Origin of the sequence: Vibrio sp. AIC-3, assembly GCF_013114515.1 — a bacterium.
GTDB classification, from domain to species: Bacteria; Pseudomonadota; Gammaproteobacteria; order Enterobacterales; family Vibrionaceae; genus Vibrio; species Vibrio crassostreae_C.
This window is the reverse complement of record NZ_VTXG01000050.1, coordinates 1-15,787: the sequence shown is the minus strand read 5'-3', so window position 1 is coordinate 15,787 and position 15,787 is coordinate 1. Positions and strand designations below refer to the sequence as shown.

Annotated in this window: 9 protein-coding genes; 7 read left to right on the top strand and 2 right to left on the bottom strand. The window is 46.5% G+C overall.

Annotation, left to right across the window (positions count from 1 at the left end; all coding sequences use genetic code 11):
• Nucleotides 1-565 precede the first annotated feature (565 nt).
• Entirely contained in the window at nucleotides 566-3,163 is a 2,598-nt protein-coding gene (locus F0229_RS21150) for a molybdopterin oxidoreductase family protein (RefSeq protein ID WP_171733645.1), read from the bottom strand.
• A gap of 473 nt (nucleotides 3,164-3,636) precedes the next feature.
• Here F0229_RS21150 and nirB point away from each other — a divergent pair, with 473 nt between their 5' ends.
• The 4 genes from nirB to F0229_RS21130 all read left to right on the top strand — a co-directional run bounded on the left by nirB (nucleotide 3,637) and on the right by F0229_RS21130 (nucleotide 10,221).
• Complete coding sequence (gene nirB / locus F0229_RS21145) at nucleotides 3,637-6,219, top strand: nitrite reductase large subunit NirB (RefSeq protein ID WP_171733644.1); 2,583 nt, start codon at nucleotides 3,637-3,639, stop codon at nucleotides 6,217-6,219.
• An 85-nt stretch (nucleotides 6,220-6,304) separates the two neighbouring features.
• Nucleotides 6,305-6,649, top strand: coding sequence for a nitrite reductase small subunit NirD (gene nirD / locus F0229_RS21140; protein ID WP_012600889.1), 345 nt, complete (start codon nucleotides 6,305-6,307; stop codon nucleotides 6,647-6,649).
• 143 nt (nucleotides 6,650-6,792) lie between these two features.
• A complete protein-coding gene (locus F0229_RS21135; RefSeq protein ID WP_171733643.1) occupies nucleotides 6,793-8,262 on the top strand; it encodes a NarK family nitrate/nitrite MFS transporter in 1,470 nt (489 codons plus the stop codon).
• 168 nt (nucleotides 8,263-8,430) lie between these two features.
• Nucleotides 8,431-10,221: a bifunctional protein-serine/threonine kinase/phosphatase gene (locus F0229_RS21130; protein WP_171733642.1), complete on the top strand. Its 1,791-nt coding sequence runs from the start codon at nucleotides 8,431-8,433 to the stop codon at nucleotides 10,219-10,221.
• Between the two features lie 83 nt (nucleotides 10,222-10,304).
• Here the strand turns inward: F0229_RS21130 and cra are convergent, their stop codons facing one another.
• Nucleotides 10,305-11,309, bottom strand: coding sequence for a catabolite repressor/activator (gene cra, locus F0229_RS21125; RefSeq protein WP_171733641.1), 1,005 nt, complete (start codon nucleotides 11,307-11,309; stop codon nucleotides 10,305-10,307).
• Between the two features lie 384 nt (nucleotides 11,310-11,693).
• Between cra and fruB the strand changes: the two genes are divergently transcribed.
• The 3 genes from fruB to fruA are packed head-to-tail and all read left to right on the top strand — an operon-like array spanning nucleotide 11,694 to nucleotide 15,572.
• The gene (gene fruB, locus F0229_RS21120; protein ID WP_171733640.1) at nucleotides 11,694-12,827 is read left to right on the top strand and encodes a fused PTS fructose transporter subunit IIA/HPr protein; all 1,134 of its coding nucleotides are present in this window, start codon (nucleotides 11,694-11,696) and stop codon (nucleotides 12,825-12,827) included.
• Nucleotides 12,828-12,836: 9 nt separating this feature from the next.
• A complete protein-coding gene (pfkB, locus tag F0229_RS21115; protein WP_171733639.1) occupies nucleotides 12,837-13,814 on the top strand; it encodes a 1-phosphofructokinase in 978 nt (325 codons plus the stop codon).
• Between the two features lie 15 nt (nucleotides 13,815-13,829).
• Complete coding sequence (gene fruA / locus F0229_RS21110) at nucleotides 13,830-15,572, top strand: PTS fructose transporter subunit IIBC (RefSeq protein ID WP_171733638.1); 1,743 nt, start codon at nucleotides 13,830-13,832, stop codon at nucleotides 15,570-15,572.
• Nucleotides 15,573-15,787 lie beyond the last annotated feature (215 nt).

Genomic DNA, 15,787 nt, shown 5'->3' with positions numbered 1-15,787 from the left:
GTTCTTGGCATGGTATTGGTTATGGTTTTACTTTTGGCGAAGCAAATTATAACTCTTTACCATGCTGTTCAAAAAACACTCACGAAAGATCAACACGCCCTAGTGACTTGTGCTTAAATTTACTTCCCTTGATCGTTATATCAGCATTAGATTGCAAAAAACTATCAAACGATTTTTTATCTCGACAGAAAGGGTTACCTGAATCGATAATGATTAAATACTCAACTTGCAATGACACTCTCCTTGACTCTTAACAGCTATATTAGACAGAATAATTCTGCATTTTGTCCCTGAAACAATTCTGTCTAGTTTCCAAGACTCGCTGCACTTAGTCTAATAACTCATTTAATAACATCATCTTACCTACTTATCTTTGTATCAAACATGACGAAAAGCAGAAATTTTCCATATAGTTCCGGCAAAATGCAGAAAACTCCCCAATATGTGAGTAAACCGCAGTTCAGGCTATGAAGGTTGTATCTTGGAAGTTGTATTCTCAAACAAAAAAAGCGCCGACATGATTGTCGGCGTTTTTGCTATAGGTATGATGAGCGGGAGGTAGTAACTACTTCGCCATGGTGCTCAAAAACTCGGCTTCGAACTCTTCATCGGCTTCTCGGGTTAGGCATTCCACCAGCCAATCGATGCTTTGATGGTCGAGCTTACTGTTCACCACGAATGCTTGCTTTACACCAGATTGACCCAGCTTGGCAGAGCCGTAGTTCTTGAATGATTTATTGCCGTGGTAATGGAGTGATTTAATCGCTTCTGCGTCAGGTTCTGGCAAGGCATCGAGGGTATTAGCAAGCTGAATAACCAGCTCCATAGGGTTCTTAGATGATGAGATGCGATACAGAAAACCGCCCTCCACTCTTTGGCGTACCCAGTAATCAAAGCCGCTGCAATCCATCACCTTGTCACTGACCAGTGCCGCTTCGCTGCGATAGCCACACGGCTCTACCACAACAGGTGTGTGTTTGAATTCTGGCTGACCAGATGCGGCATCGGTATGAGGTAAGATCAAGTCACACGGTTTACTGTCTTTGGCGGTGGGTGCGTTCCAGTGGATAGGCATGAAGACTTGTTCACGGCGCATCTCTTTGGTCACCACTAAGCGCGCTTGGCACTCCCCTTGTGCGCTGCGCACTTTCACCACAGGGTTAATAGTCGCGTGGTTGAAAGCATCTAGCCCAAATTCATCCAAGTTCAGTTCTGAAACGGTATCTGGGTGGATGGCGACAAACGGTTCTGGGGTGTGTTCACCTAAGCCTGCCGCCAAACCTGTGCGGCTCATGGTGTGCCATTGGTCTCTGATTCGACCTGTGTTCATGATAAGCGGGAATTCAAGGCTGGTATCGGCAATCGGTTTGTCGTGCTCAACTGCAATAAACTGCGCTTTGCCTGATTCAGTAAAGAACTCGCCATTGGTGAACATGCGTTGCTCAATGATCTCTGGTTGATACTCTAACACTGGCCATTGCTGTGGAGTGAGTTCGCCATAGCCTTTCTCATCCAGTTGCGTGAGTCCAATTAAGCACAAGTCACGTGCTTTGCCTGATTCATTGCCGAGCGCTGTCATCTCGCAATACTCTTTGAAGATCTCACCTTCGTGGCGGAACTCAAATTGCTCTTTGAATCCCATTTTTTGTGCGACTTCTTTTAGAATCCACCAATCGGGTTTGGCTTCCCCTGGGCTTGGTAACACGCGGCGCTGGCGTGAAATTCGGCGTTCAGAGTTAGTCACGGTGCCCGACTTCTCACTCCACCCTTGTGCGGGCAGCACCACATCGGCCAAGCGAGTGGTTTCAGTGTCGGCAATACAATCAGACACCACCACAAACGGGCACTTCTCTAATGCGGCTTTGATCTTTTCGCTGTCAGGCAGGCTCACAACTGGGTTAGTTGCCATGATCCACACCGCTTTGATTTTGCCTTCATTCATGGCATCAAACAGGTCAATCGCTTTTAAACCCGCATGTGTGGCTAAGCTGTCGGTTTGCCAAAACTCGCTGACGGTTTGGTGTGATTGCGGATCACCAAATTCAAAATGCGCCGCTAAAGTATTGGCTAACCCACCCACCTCTCGCCCGCCCATTGCATTCGGCTGACCTGTTACGGAGAATGGCCCCATACCCGGCTTGCCAATTTTCCCGGTGGCTAAATGGCAGTTAATAATCGCATTCACCTTGTCACACCCTTGTGTCGATTGGTTCACGCCTTGGGAGTAAATGGTTAGCACCTTCTCGTTCGATGCAAACAAACTGTAGAACTGTTTCAGCTGCTGCTCTGTTAACCCTGTGAGCTCAGGAACGCTTTTGTCGCCCCAGCCTGATTCGGTATAACCTGACTCTGTATAACGGTAGTGAGTCGCAGATCGAATCGATTCAGTAAAGCCTTGAGTGTGGTTTTCTATATAGTCTGAATCTAGCTTGTCGTTATCGTCGAGATAGCCCAATAAACCATTGAACAATGCGACGTCTGAGCCTGATTCCAATGCCAAGTGAATGTCTGCGATTTCACAGGTATCGGTATAACGCGGGTCGATGACGATAACTTTCAATGCAGGGTTGGCTTGTTTCGCGGCTCTTAATCTTTGGAAAAGTACCGGGTGACACCATGCTAAGTTGGAACCTGTAATCACGACGAGTTCGGCTTGCTCGAGATCTTCGTAGCACACCGGTACTGTGTCTGCGCCAAATGCTCGCTTATGCCCGACCACGGTTGAAGCCATACACAACCTAGAGTTACTGTCGATGTTGCCACTACCAATGAAGCCTTTCATCAGTTTATTGGCAACATAATAGTCTTCGGTAAGCAGCTGACCAGATACATAGAACGCAACCGAATCGGCCCCAAATTCTTCGATGGTTTGATTGAATTTGTCTGCGACCAACTGAGTGGCACTGTTCCAATCTAGCTCTTGTTTTTGCTCATTCTGAATATGAGCAGGCTGTGTAAGACGACCTAAAGGCGTGACGGTGTCGCCGAGCGCAATCCCTTTAGTGCATAGCTTTCCATAGTTTGATGGATGATCTTTATCACCACGCACTTCTAGTTTTCCTAACGATGTCGGTCTCGCTTCTATTCCACACCCTACACCACAATAAGCACAGGTCGATTTTATCCAGCCGCTGTTTGAATCGGTCATCCGTTTCTCGCTCAATTATCCATAATTGTAATAACTGAAAATAAGCAAATAACACGCCACTTCATAGCAATCAACAAGCAAGAAATATTTAACAATAAAAACAAGAACTTAATAAACACAAAGCTATCAGAAATGAGCAAAATAGAAATTAACCACGATAGAAACTTGATTTTTGCACCATCTTGCAGAAAGTTGCACCACAAATGCTCATTTGTATAAATCTAACAAAAAATTTACATACTACTTTAGGGGTAATTATGTGTTACCCTTATTTTTTAAGACACTGAAAAACATGCATTAATTTTTATTTTAATGAACAAACCGTAATCTGGCATCCTCCTTGCTCAACTAAAAACCAAGAGTTGGAAAAAACATTTTTTGTTTTTCTTGATGATTATGAATTGAGTGGAATCTCAACCCGGTATTCATCTGCTAACTACTAGAAATTAGATGCTAGTGATGATAATGCCGAGAATAAGGAATGGATTATGAGCAAGAAGAAAATCGTCGTTGTTGGTAACGGCATGGTTGGACACAAATTTATCGACAACATCCTGCAATCAGACAGTGATGAATTTGATGTGATTACTTTTAGTGAAGAGCCAAGGTTAGCGTACGACCGTGTTCAGCTGACGGCTTACTTTAATGGTAAAAGTGCTGATGACCTGTCATTGACCAGTGAAGAATATTACCAAAGCAACGGCGTGAACTACTTGTTGAATCAGAAGGTTGCCAAGCTAGACACCGCCAATCAACAAGTCATCACTGAAAGTGGTCACGTTGAAAGTTACGACAAGCTAATCTTGGCGACCGGCTCATTCCCTTTTGTTCCCCCTATTCCCGGTAACGACCAAGAACACTGCCACGTTTATCGCACCATCGAAGATTTAGACGCCATTGAGCTCTCAAGTAAAGGCAGCAAATCTGGCGTGGTGATTGGTGGTGGTCTGCTTGGCTTAGAGGCCGCAAACGCAGTCAAAAACCTTGGCTTAGAAACCCATGTGGTTGAATTTGCGCCTCGCCTGATGGCGGTTCAATTAGATGATGGTGGCGGTGCCCTACTGCGCAGAAAAATTGAAGACCTTGGTGTGCAAGTTCATACCGAGAAAGCGACCTCTGAAATAGTCGATGGCGAAAATGCTCGCTACCGCATGAACTTCGCCGATGGCACCCATTTAGAAACCGATATGATCGTATTCTCTGCGGGTATTCGCCCTCAAGATGAGCTAGCAAGAAGCTCTGATGTCGAGATTGGCGAGCGTGGCGGTATTGTGATCAACAATCACTGTCAAACCAATATCGACAACGTTTACGCCATTGGAGAATGTGCCCTTTGGGATAACAAGATCTTCGGCTTAGTGGCTCCCGGTTATTCGATGGCAAAAATCGCGGCTTCGCATATTGTCTCTGACGGTACTGACGACGCTGCGTTCACTGGCGCCGACATGAGCACCAAGCTCAAACTGCTTGGCGTCGATGTGGCCAGTATTGGTGAAGTACACGGCAAGACGGAAGGCGCTCAATCGTATACTTATAACGATGAAATTGAACAAGTTTATAAACGCTTGATCATCTCGGCTGACGGCACGAAAATTGTCGGTGCCGTATTGGTCGGTGATGCAGAAGCCTACGGTTCGCTACTGCAAATCAAGCAAAATGATATGCCCCTTCCTGAAAACCCATCAGTGCTAATTTTACCTAACGTGGCCGATGATTCTGGCTCTGCAATGGGTGTTGAAGCTCTGCCTGATAGCGCTGTGATCTGTTCATGTTTTGATGTGACCAAAGGCGATATTAAAGAGGCCGTTTCAGCTGGCTGCACCACGATGGCTGCATTGAAAGAAACCACGAATGCTTCAACAGGTTGTGGCGGTTGTTCTGCCCTTGCGAAACAGGTTCTCGATAGCGAGCTAAGTAACCTAGGTGTGGAAGTCTCTAACGATATCTGTGAGCACTTTGCTTATTCTCGCCAAGAGCTTACCGACATCATTCGCGTCAACAAAATCAAGACCTTCGACGAGCTGTTAGATTCTCACGGCAACGGATTGGGCTGTACTGTGTGTAAACCGGCTGTCGGTTCGATTCTGGCTTCGTACTGGAACGATTACATCCTTGAAGATCAACATATCGAGCTGCAAGACACCAATGACATCTACCTTGGCAACATGCAAAAAGACGGCACTTACTCGGTAGTTCCGCGTATTGCTGGCGGTGAAATCACTCCAGATAAATTGATTGTTTTAGGCGAAGTCGCTAAAGAGTTCGACCTGTACACCAAAATCACGGGCGGTCAGCGTGTCGACTTGTTTGGCGCACAGCTTAACGAACTGCCTATCATCTGGAAAAAGCTGATTGATGCAGGTTTTGAAACGGGCCACGCCTACGGTAAATCGGTTCGTACCGTGAAATCTTGTGTCGGTAGCACTTGGTGTCGATACGGTGTCGACGACAGTGTTGGCTTAGCGATTCGACTTGAGAACCGCTACAAAGGCCTGCGTTCACCACACAAGATCAAGTTTGCGGTTTCAGGCTGTACTCGTGAATGTGCAGAAGCCCAATCGAAAGACATTGGTGTTATCGCCACCGACAAAGGTTGGAACCTCTACATCTGTGGTAACGGCGGTATGCGTCCTCGTCATGCAGACCTATTCGCCACTGATTTAGACGAAACCACACTCCTTAAATACATCGACCGCGTTTTGATGTTCTACACACGTACCGCAGACCGCTTACAGCGTACATCGGTATGGATGGAGAACCTCGAAGGCGGCATTGAATACCTCAAGCAAGTCGTGATTGAAGACAAGCTCAACGTAGCTGAAGAACTCGAAACGGACATCGCACTCAACATCGAGAAGTACCAGTGTGAATGGAAAACCACCATTGAAAACCCTGAGAAGATGAAGCGCTTCCAGCACTACATCAACAGTGAAGAAATGGACACTAGCCTGTCATTCATCAAAAAACGAGAGCAGCGTTTTCCTAAGCCGAGCTTGAGCTCTTCTTCCGATTCAAAACGCGATGAAAAGCTCGCTAAAGCAGACCAAATCGAAGTGACTGAGGTTTCATAAATTTCATCAGGTTCATCAGGTTCATCAGGTTCATCAGGTTCATCAATAAAAAAATAAAAACTCAATTTTAGACCAGGAGAAAGTCATGGAAAATTGGACAACCGTATGCAGCACCAGCGATCTAACCCCAAACGGGGGAATTTGCGCCAAAGTAGACGATAACCAAGTGGCTATTTTTTACTGCAAGCGCAGCGACACGCTTTATGGGCTCTCTAATTACGACCCTATCGGCAAGGCGAATGTGATGTCACGTGGTATAATTGGTTCATTAAGCGGAGAACCTTACGTGGCCTCACCCTTATACAAGCAGCATTACCACTTAGAAACTGGCGAATGTCTTGAACAGCCTGAGCTCAAGCTCGTGAAATTTGAAGTTCGCAAACAAGGAGAACAAGTTCAAGTTCTCGCACCACTTGCTATCGCCAGTTAACTAAACCGCCGACACCATCATGCAAACGCTTATTAGCGTGCGCAATTTCGGCACAGGGTTTATGCACATTAAAAGCGTTCTAAGTTCGGAAGTAACGCAGGTGCACAAACCGGGTAATTTTCCAGATTTAAAGGATTTAAACCATGGATAACACTAAATTTTCGCTGCTTTCATTTACGGGTAAGATGAAGGTCTTACACCTAAGCTGGATGGCCTTTTTCATTACCTTTGTTGTGTGGTTCAACTTTGCCCCACTACTGCAAATGGTAAAAACTACGCTTGGTCTTTCTACTGAAGAGATCAAAACCCTCCTGATCCTCAACGTTGCATTGACCATTCCGGCACGTGTCGCAATAGGCATGCTAACCGATAGATACGGCCCAAGGTTGGTTTACTCTTCGCTACTCGCGGTCTGTTCTATCCCTTGTTTCATGTTTGCTCTGGCAGACTCTTTCATTCAAGCAGCAATCGCTCGTTTCCTACTGGGCTTCATTGGTGCAGGTTTCGTTGTCGGTATTCGTCTTGTGTCTGAATGGTTCCCACACAACGAACTGGGTACTGCAGAAGGTATTTACGGCGGCTGGGGTAACTTCGGTTCAGCAGCAGCAGCGTTCACACTTCCAACTCTCGCTCTAGCGTTTGGTGGTGAAGACGGCTGGCGTTATGCGGTCGGTATTACTGGCGTAATGAGCTTAGCGTTCTCGTTTATCTTCTACAAAAACGTGTCAGATACACCAAAAGGTTCGACTTACTTCAAGCCTGCTCAAGTAACAGCAATGGAAGTGACATCAAAGGGTGACTTTTTCTTCCTACTTATTATGAAGATCCCTATGTATGCCGCTTTAGCGCTACTGACTTGGAAGCTATCACCAAGCAACATCAACATGTTGTCTGACATGGCGGTTTACTCTGTGTATGTAGGTTTAGCAGCACTTTACGTGTACGAAGTGTCGCAAGTTTGGAAAGTAAACAAGAACGTATTTAAAGAAGAAGTGCCTGAGATTCACCAGTACAAGTTCAAGCAAGTAGCGGTACTTAACGTATTGTACTTCGCAACATTTGGTTCTGAACTGGCTGTGGTTTCTATGCTGCCACTGTTCTTCTCTGAAACCTTTGAATTAACACCGGTTCTTGCAGGTATGGTTGCATCGGCTTATGCCTTTATGAACCTAATGTCTCGCCCAGGTGGTGGTTGGATTTCAGATAAATTCGGTCGTAAACCAACACTGCTTATTCTAACGATTGGTCTTGCTGTGGGTTACTTCGCAATGGGTCAAGTCGACAGCACATGGCCTGTATGGCTAGCGGTTGTCGCAGCGATGGCGTGTTCTTTCTTCGTGCAAGCGGGTGAAGGTGCGGTATTCGCAACGGTTCCTCTAATCAAGCGTCGTATGACAGGTCAAATTGCTGGTATGACGGGTGCTTACGGCAACGTGGGTGCGGTAGTTTACCTAACTGTGTTGTCATTCGTGAGCTACCAAACATTCTTCTTAGTGATTGCTGCAACAGCGGTACTTGGCTTTGTGACTCTGCTGTTCATGGAAGAGCCTAACGGTCAAATCGCCGAAGTAAACGACGACGGCAGTGTCACGCTGATTAATGTTTCAAGCTAGGGTCTGTACTAAGAAGCATTGATATTATTGAATCGGGAGAGGCACCTTAGCGGATACATCAATGCTAGGTGCTTCGTTCAAAGGCTCTAAGTTCACTAGGGCTTTTGTTCTTCCTAGGATGTTCTGTCAAGGAAGCGGGAAGAAGAGCAGTTAAGAAGAAGACAAGTTATGACAATTTCATTCAGCCAAGGGCAAGTCATCACGCCAGAATCCAACAACCAGTTAACGCTTAAGTTTGGTGGTTATTCGAATCAAGGCGTACGTGATGAAAACCAAGATGCCATCATTGTAAAACACCCTAAAACTCGCGCAGAGCAAGAGTTGAAAGGCAGTGTTGCCTGCATTGCAGACGGAGCAAGTTGTAGTGAACACGGCCAGAAAGCCAGTCACACCAGCGTGATGCAGTTTATCGACGACTATTACGCAACTCCCCAAAGCTGGAGCATTCAACGTTCGGCGCAAAAGGTCTTAACGTCCCTCAATTCTTGGCTCTTCAACACGTCTGTTTCTAATATTCATCCCGTACAACAAGTGAACCACAATGCCCTCGTTTCGACGTTCAGCAGCGTGATATTAAAATCAAACACCGCACATATATTCCACGTTGGCGACAGCCGCATTTACTTACTCAGAGATGGAGAATTACGCCAACTGACCCGCGACCACACCCGTAAAAATATGGGACAGAAGCATTATCTCACACGCGCCTTAGGCATGGACAACCAACTCAACGTTGACTATCAAACCCTGCCTATCAAGAAAAACGACTGCTTTATCCTGACATCTGATGGCGTGCACGAGTTTGTATCTCCCAACACCTTCAAAGAACACATCGATAAACCCGGAGCGGATTTCGAATACGCAGCGCAAACCATCTGTAACACCGCTTTAAGCCACAATAGCTCAGACAACGTGAGCTGCTTGATTGTGCAAGTCAGCCATCTGCCTAAACCTTCGCTGATTGAATTCCATGAGAAGCTGGCTAAACGGGCAATCCCACCCGCTTTAAAGCTCGGGCAAAGTATCGACAACTTCATGGTACTTGAGGTGTTGTATGCAGGTTCAAGAAGCCATGTGTATCGTGTGATGCAGAAAGAGACACAAACCGAGTTCGTGCTGAAAGTCCCTTCCGTTCAATATCACGATAGCCCTTCGCAACTTCGAGCTTTCTTTAATGAACAATGGGCGGGGATCTTGCTGAAAAATAAGAGAGTAATGAAGGTTTACCCGACGCCAGAGAACTCGCAATTCTTATATCAAATCTGCGAATGGGTAGAAGGCATCACCCTAAGACAATGGATGTACGACAATCCAAAGCCGTCACTCAATGAAGTGCGCGACATATTAGAAAAGATCACTCAAGGCATTCGAGTATTACAACGTGCAGACATGGTGCACCGAGACTTAAAGCCCGAGAACATCATGATTCAACGTGATGGTGAGGTAAAAATCATCGACCTTGGTGCGGTATTAGTGAGAGGCCTTGAAGAGGGAGAGCTCACCGACAAAGACGACACACCATTAGGCGCGGTCAATTACATAGCGCCAGAGACCATCAAGCACAACAGCGCGACCACCAGCTCAGATCTGTTCTCTATCGCTGTGATCGGCTATGAGATGCTAACCGGTGAATTACCCTACTCTGAAATGACCGCACAATCGCTTAAGCAATCTCGTCACCATCAATGGGAATACCAACCCATCACACAGAAACGAGCTGACTTACCAAGCTGGGTGGATTTGGTATTACAAAAAGCCTGCGCGGAATCACCAAGCGAACGTCATCAAGTGTTGGGGGATTTTGTCGCTGACCTTTACACACCAAACCAAAGCTTGGTGAAAAGCAAAGCCAAGCAACCTTTGATAAACCGAAACCCGATCCAGTTTTGGAAAGTGTTGGCTTTGTTGCTCGGCATTGTTGCGATTGTAGAGTTGGGCTTATTACTCAGTGCTAGTTAAAACCAAGTTCGAGTTAATTACAGGTTCGAGTTAATTCCAAACTCGAGCTAAACGCGAGGCTTCTAGCTAACCGTAAACTCGAGCTAGCCTCGTTTCACTAAGCTTCTTGGCACGAGTTCAATGCCAGCTTGGTAACGCTTGGCCGATGCATTTAGCGCCAAAGCAAAAGCACTATCAGCAATCACTTCAAATTGCTGTGGCAGTGAATGGACTTTAAAGGGTAAGAAGTCCAATAAACGGTTATCACCAAAGGTTGCCAGTTTTACTTGATTGATCAACTCTGGCTTTTCGACCATCACATCCAACACACCCTCTAACAAAGTGTAAGACATAGTCACAATCGCATCAGGCACCGTGCCTTTAGCTATCCAACCCTCAAAAATTTCACGCCCTGATTCTCTATCAAAGTGCTCACCATAACCCAAAACCGTCGGCTTGTTTTCGGTTAGCCCTGTTTGTTGAGTATGTGCTTTATTCGCCGCTTCAAAACCCAACTGACGTTCACGTGAAATGTTCAGATCAGGCAGTGCACCAATCAAACCAACACTATGAATGCTGTCATCAAGAATCGAGTGCGTCAGTTCAAATGCCGCTTCGAAGTCTTCACTGATCACGCAGGCAAAATGTTCATCGTCTAACGGACGGTCAATCGCGATGACTGGTGTGCCTGAGTTTTGCAGTTTCAAGTAGAACTCATTGGCGTCTGGCATAGAGCTCGCCACCAGCAAGGCATCGATACGACGGCTAACAAGCGCTTCCGCAACTTTACGTTCGGTTTCAGCGTCATCATCTGAGCAACCAATCAAAATCTGATAGCCCACTTTACGTGAGTTCTGCTCTATCAATTTTGCTAAACGCGCGTAACTGCTGTTTTCCAGATCAGGAATAATCAAACCAAATGAACGGCTATTACCAGCGCGCAGCGAGGAAGCAGCATGGTCTGGACGGTAGTTATACTCGTCGACAACCGCCATTACTTTCTGCTGAGTCTTCTCACTGATTCTGTATTTCTGCGCCTTGCCGTTAATCACATAACTGGCTGTCGTTTTCGACACACCGGCTAGTTTGGCAATCTCATCTAGTGTCATATGGGTGACCTGTATTTTGTGCGTAGGATCATATAACCAATCTTCTGATCCTTGGATTAGTTGAATTATATGCTGAATCGATTCAGTATAAAAGCTGAAAGGATTCAGCAAAATCTGAAAAGTGACTTCAATCATCCTTTTGTATGGATTGAGCGTCATTTGTTGTGATTCAACTTCTCGTTATAAACGAAACTGAAATTACGACACGCAGCAAAACTATTTTGGTTATCAGAATTGGCTTTGCTGAATTTTTTTACACTGAATGCTGAACCGATTCAGCTAAGATAAAACAAAGAGCAAGCAACGAGTAAAGCTCACTAACATTTGCTCTAGACTGAATCGTAGCGATACACAAATTCTCAAGCGATACGCTAAAGAGGCACCATGCTTAAATTATCAAAATCTGACATCACTCTTGGCCAAACGGCCGATGACAAATTCAAAGCTATCCAGAACATTGCTGGCGACCTAACTGCGAAAGGCCTAGTTGACTCTGGCTACGTTGAAGGAATGCTGAACCGTGAAAACCAGAACTCTACGTTCTTAGGCAACGGCATCGCGATTCCTCACGGCACCACTGACACGCGTAGCCTAGTAAAAGAGACAGGCGTTGCAGTACACCACTTCCCTGAAGGTATTGATTGGGCTGACGGCAACCGTGTTTACGTAGCAATTGGTATTGCAGCTAAATCTGACGAGCACTTAGGCATCCTTAAGCAACTGACCAAAGTTCTGGCAGCTGACGGTGTTGAAGAGAAATTAAAGCAAGCGAAATCAGAAGACGAAATCATCGCTCTACTTAACGGCGAAGTTCAGCTTGAAGCCGACCTAGACGCTTCTTTAGTTCAGTTACTGTTCCCTGCAAGCGACATGATTCAAATGTCTGCAGTTGCGGGCGGTCTACTTAAGAACACAGGTTGCACAGACAACGCATTCGTTGCTGACCTAGTAACGAAAACACCAACTCACCTAGGCCAAGGCCTGTGGTTGTTGGGCAGCGACAAAGGTGTAACTCGCACTGGCGTATCTTTCGTTTCAACAGCGAACCATTGTGAATACGAAGGCACACCAGTTAAAGCATTGGTAGCATTCGCCGCTTGTAACAGCGCGCACCAATCTATTCTGGCAAACCTAAGCAAGATGGTTTTTGAAGGTAAACAGCAACAACTATTAGCCGCTGACGCAGCGCAAGTGATTGGCCTTCTAAAAGGTGAAGCGGTTTCTACAGCGTCTCAAGACGACGACAACTGCGCAGTCTTCAAAATCAAAAACGCACACGGCCTACACGCTCGTCCAGGTGCAATGTTGGTTGCTGAAGCGAAGAAATTCGAATCAACAATCCGCGTTTCAAACCTAGATGGCGACGGAAAAGAAGTGAACGCGAAGAGCTTGATGAAAGTCATCGCTCTTGGCGTTAAACACGGCCACCAGCTTCAGTTTGTTGCTGAAGGTGAAGATGCAGCACAAGCACTTGAATCGATTGGCAAAGCTATCGCTTCAGGCCTTGGTGAAGGTTAAGGAATCGATATGTCTGATAAACAAATCAAAGCCGTTACCGTTACGCTAAACCCTGCTCTAGACCTGACAGGTGCTATCGACGCACTTAATGTGGGTTCAGTGAGCCTAGTAAACAAAGGCTCTCTGCATGCAGCGGGCAAAGGCGTTAACGTAGCAAAAGTACTTTCAGAGCTTGGCGCGAAGGTTACCGTGACTGGCTTCCTTGGTCGCAACAACGAAGAAGCGTTCTGCCAACTGTTTGAACAGATGGGTGCAACTGACCGCTTTATCCGTGTTGATGGCGCAACTCGCATTAACGTAAAACTGGTAGAGAACTCAGGCCAAGTAAGCGACATCAACTTCCCAGGTGTTCCTGTTAATGCTGACGCTATCAAAGCGTTTGAAGAAACCTTATTAGAGCTTGCTGAAACACACGATTACTTCGTTATTGCAGGCAGCTTGCCACAAGGCATCTCTCCTGAGCTTTGCGCTTCTTGGGTTCAACGCTTGCGTGACCTAGGTAAAAAGGTGCTATTCGACAGCAGTCGTGACGCACTTAAAGCCGGTATCAATGCACAGCCTTGGTTAATTAAGCCAAACGATGAAGAGCTTTCTCAGCTGTTCAATGCAGAGCTAACAACACGTGACCAATGCCAACACGCAGGCCAAGCCCTGAGTGAAAAAGGCATCGATAACATCGTGATATCTCTTGGCGCAGAAGGCGTGATGTGGCTTAACCAAGGTGAATGGTTACATGCTCAACCGCCGCGTATGCAAGTGGTAAGCACGGTAGGCGCAGGTGACACATTGGTTGCTGGCCTATGTTGGGGTCACATGCAACAGATGCCAAAACCAGAACTTATTAAATTCGCAACCGCCCTATCTGCTCTAGCAGTTTCACAGGTAGGCGTGGGCATCACCAGCCAACAAGAGCTGGATTCAGTACTACAAAATATCCAATTACAGGCGCTTAGTGCTCCAACTAGCCAGTTAGACACAAGCAAATAGGACAAAAGGTTTATTATGAATATTACCATTATCACAGCTTGCCCAAGTGGCGTAGCAAACAGCATCATCGCCGCGGGCTTGTTAGAGCAAGCGACAAAAGCACTGGGTTGGAACGCTGCTATTGAATGTCAGTCAAGCGTGTTACCTGATTCAACCGTATCGCAAGACGCTATCGACAGCAGCGACGTTGTGGTTATCGCAGCCAACACCAACGTTGATAAAGCGCGCTTTGTCGACAAGAAAGTATACCAAGCGGCTATCTCTGAATGCACTGCTGATGCAAAAGCATTCCTAGAGAGAGCGGTAGCAGAAGCAACAGTATTAGACGCTTCACAAGTTGAAAGTGCTGTTGAAGTGACTGGTACGTCACCTGCTACAGGTAGCAAAAAGATCGTAGCGATTACGGCTTGCCCAACGGGTGTTGCACATACCTTTATGGCCGCTGAAGCGCTTGAAGCTGAAGGCAAACGCCTAGGTCACCAAATCAAAGTAGAAACTCGCGGCTCTGTAGGTGCAAAAAACCAACTGACAGACCAAGAAATCGCAGACGCTGATCTAGTTATCATCGCAGCAGATATCGATGTTCCTCTGGATCGTTTTAACGGCAAAGCGCTATACAAAACCACAACAAGCCCTGCTTTGAAGAAAACAAAGCAAGAGATGGAAAAAGCATTCGCAGAAGCTAAACCATACCAACACACTGCTTCTTCAAATTCAGCACCTGCTGACGAGAAGAAAGGCGTGTACAAGCACCTAATGACGGGTGTTTCTCACATGCTTCCAGTGGTAGTTGCAGGTGGTTTGATCATTGCTCTTTCTTTCGTATTCGGTATCGAAGCGTTTAAAGAAGAAGGCACACTGGCAGCAGCACTGATGACTATCGGTGGTGGTTCTGCATTCGCACTGATGATTCCTGTTCTTGCTGGTTTCATTGCATTCTCGATTGCCGACCGTCCGGGTCTGGCTCCAGGTCTAATTGGCGGTATGCTGGCTAGCTCAACGGGCGCAGGTTTCCTAGGTGGTATCGCGGCAGGTTTCATTGCAGGTTACTCTGCAAAACTCATTGCCGACAAGGTTCAACTTCCACAGTCAATGGAAGCCCTCAAGCCAATCCTGATCATTCCGTTTATCGCGAGTTTGTTCACTGGTCTTGTGATGGTTTACATCGTAGGTGGTCCTGTTTCTGGCGTAATGAGCGCAATGACAGACTTCCTAAACAACATGGGTACGTCTAATGCGATTCTTCTAGGTGTGATTCTAGGCGCAATGATGTGTTTCGACCTTGGTGGTCCGGTAAACAAAGCCGCTTACACATTCGGTGTTGGTCTACTGGCTTCGCAAACTTACGCACCAATGGCTGCAATCATGGCAGCAGGTATGGTTCCAGCTCTAGGTATGGGCCTTGCGACTTTCCTAGTGAAAGACAAGTTTGAAGCAGGCGAGCGTGAAGCAGGTAAAGCATCATTCGTTCTTGGCCTATGTTTCATCTCTGAAGGTGCAATCCCATTCGCAGCGAAAGACCCAATGCGTGTTATCCCAGCTTGTATGGCAGGTGGTGCACTAACAGGTGCTCTATCAATGATGTTTGGTGCTCAGCTAATGGCTCCACACGGCGGTCTATTCGTACTACTGATTCCTGGTGCTATCTCTCCAGTTCTAATGTACCTATTGGCGATTGCAGCAGGTACAGCGGTAACAGGCTTTGGTTACGCGGCTCTTAAAAAGATGAGTGACTCTAAGGTAACTGCAGAGGCTTAATCCCCCTACTCTGGTTAACGGTTCAGCCCGATAACCAGAGGCTCTTGATAACCGGTTTCTTGGTAAAACGGCTCCTTAAAACAAAGGCTCCTCATTTGAGGAGCCTTTTTATTGGTGCGCCGAGCATGGCGTTGATCTAGGAGGTGAAAGTCCTCTACGGGCTCAGTCGAGCGAGAACCGTTAGCCTATGCAAGGGTGTTCACCGTGAGGTGAAA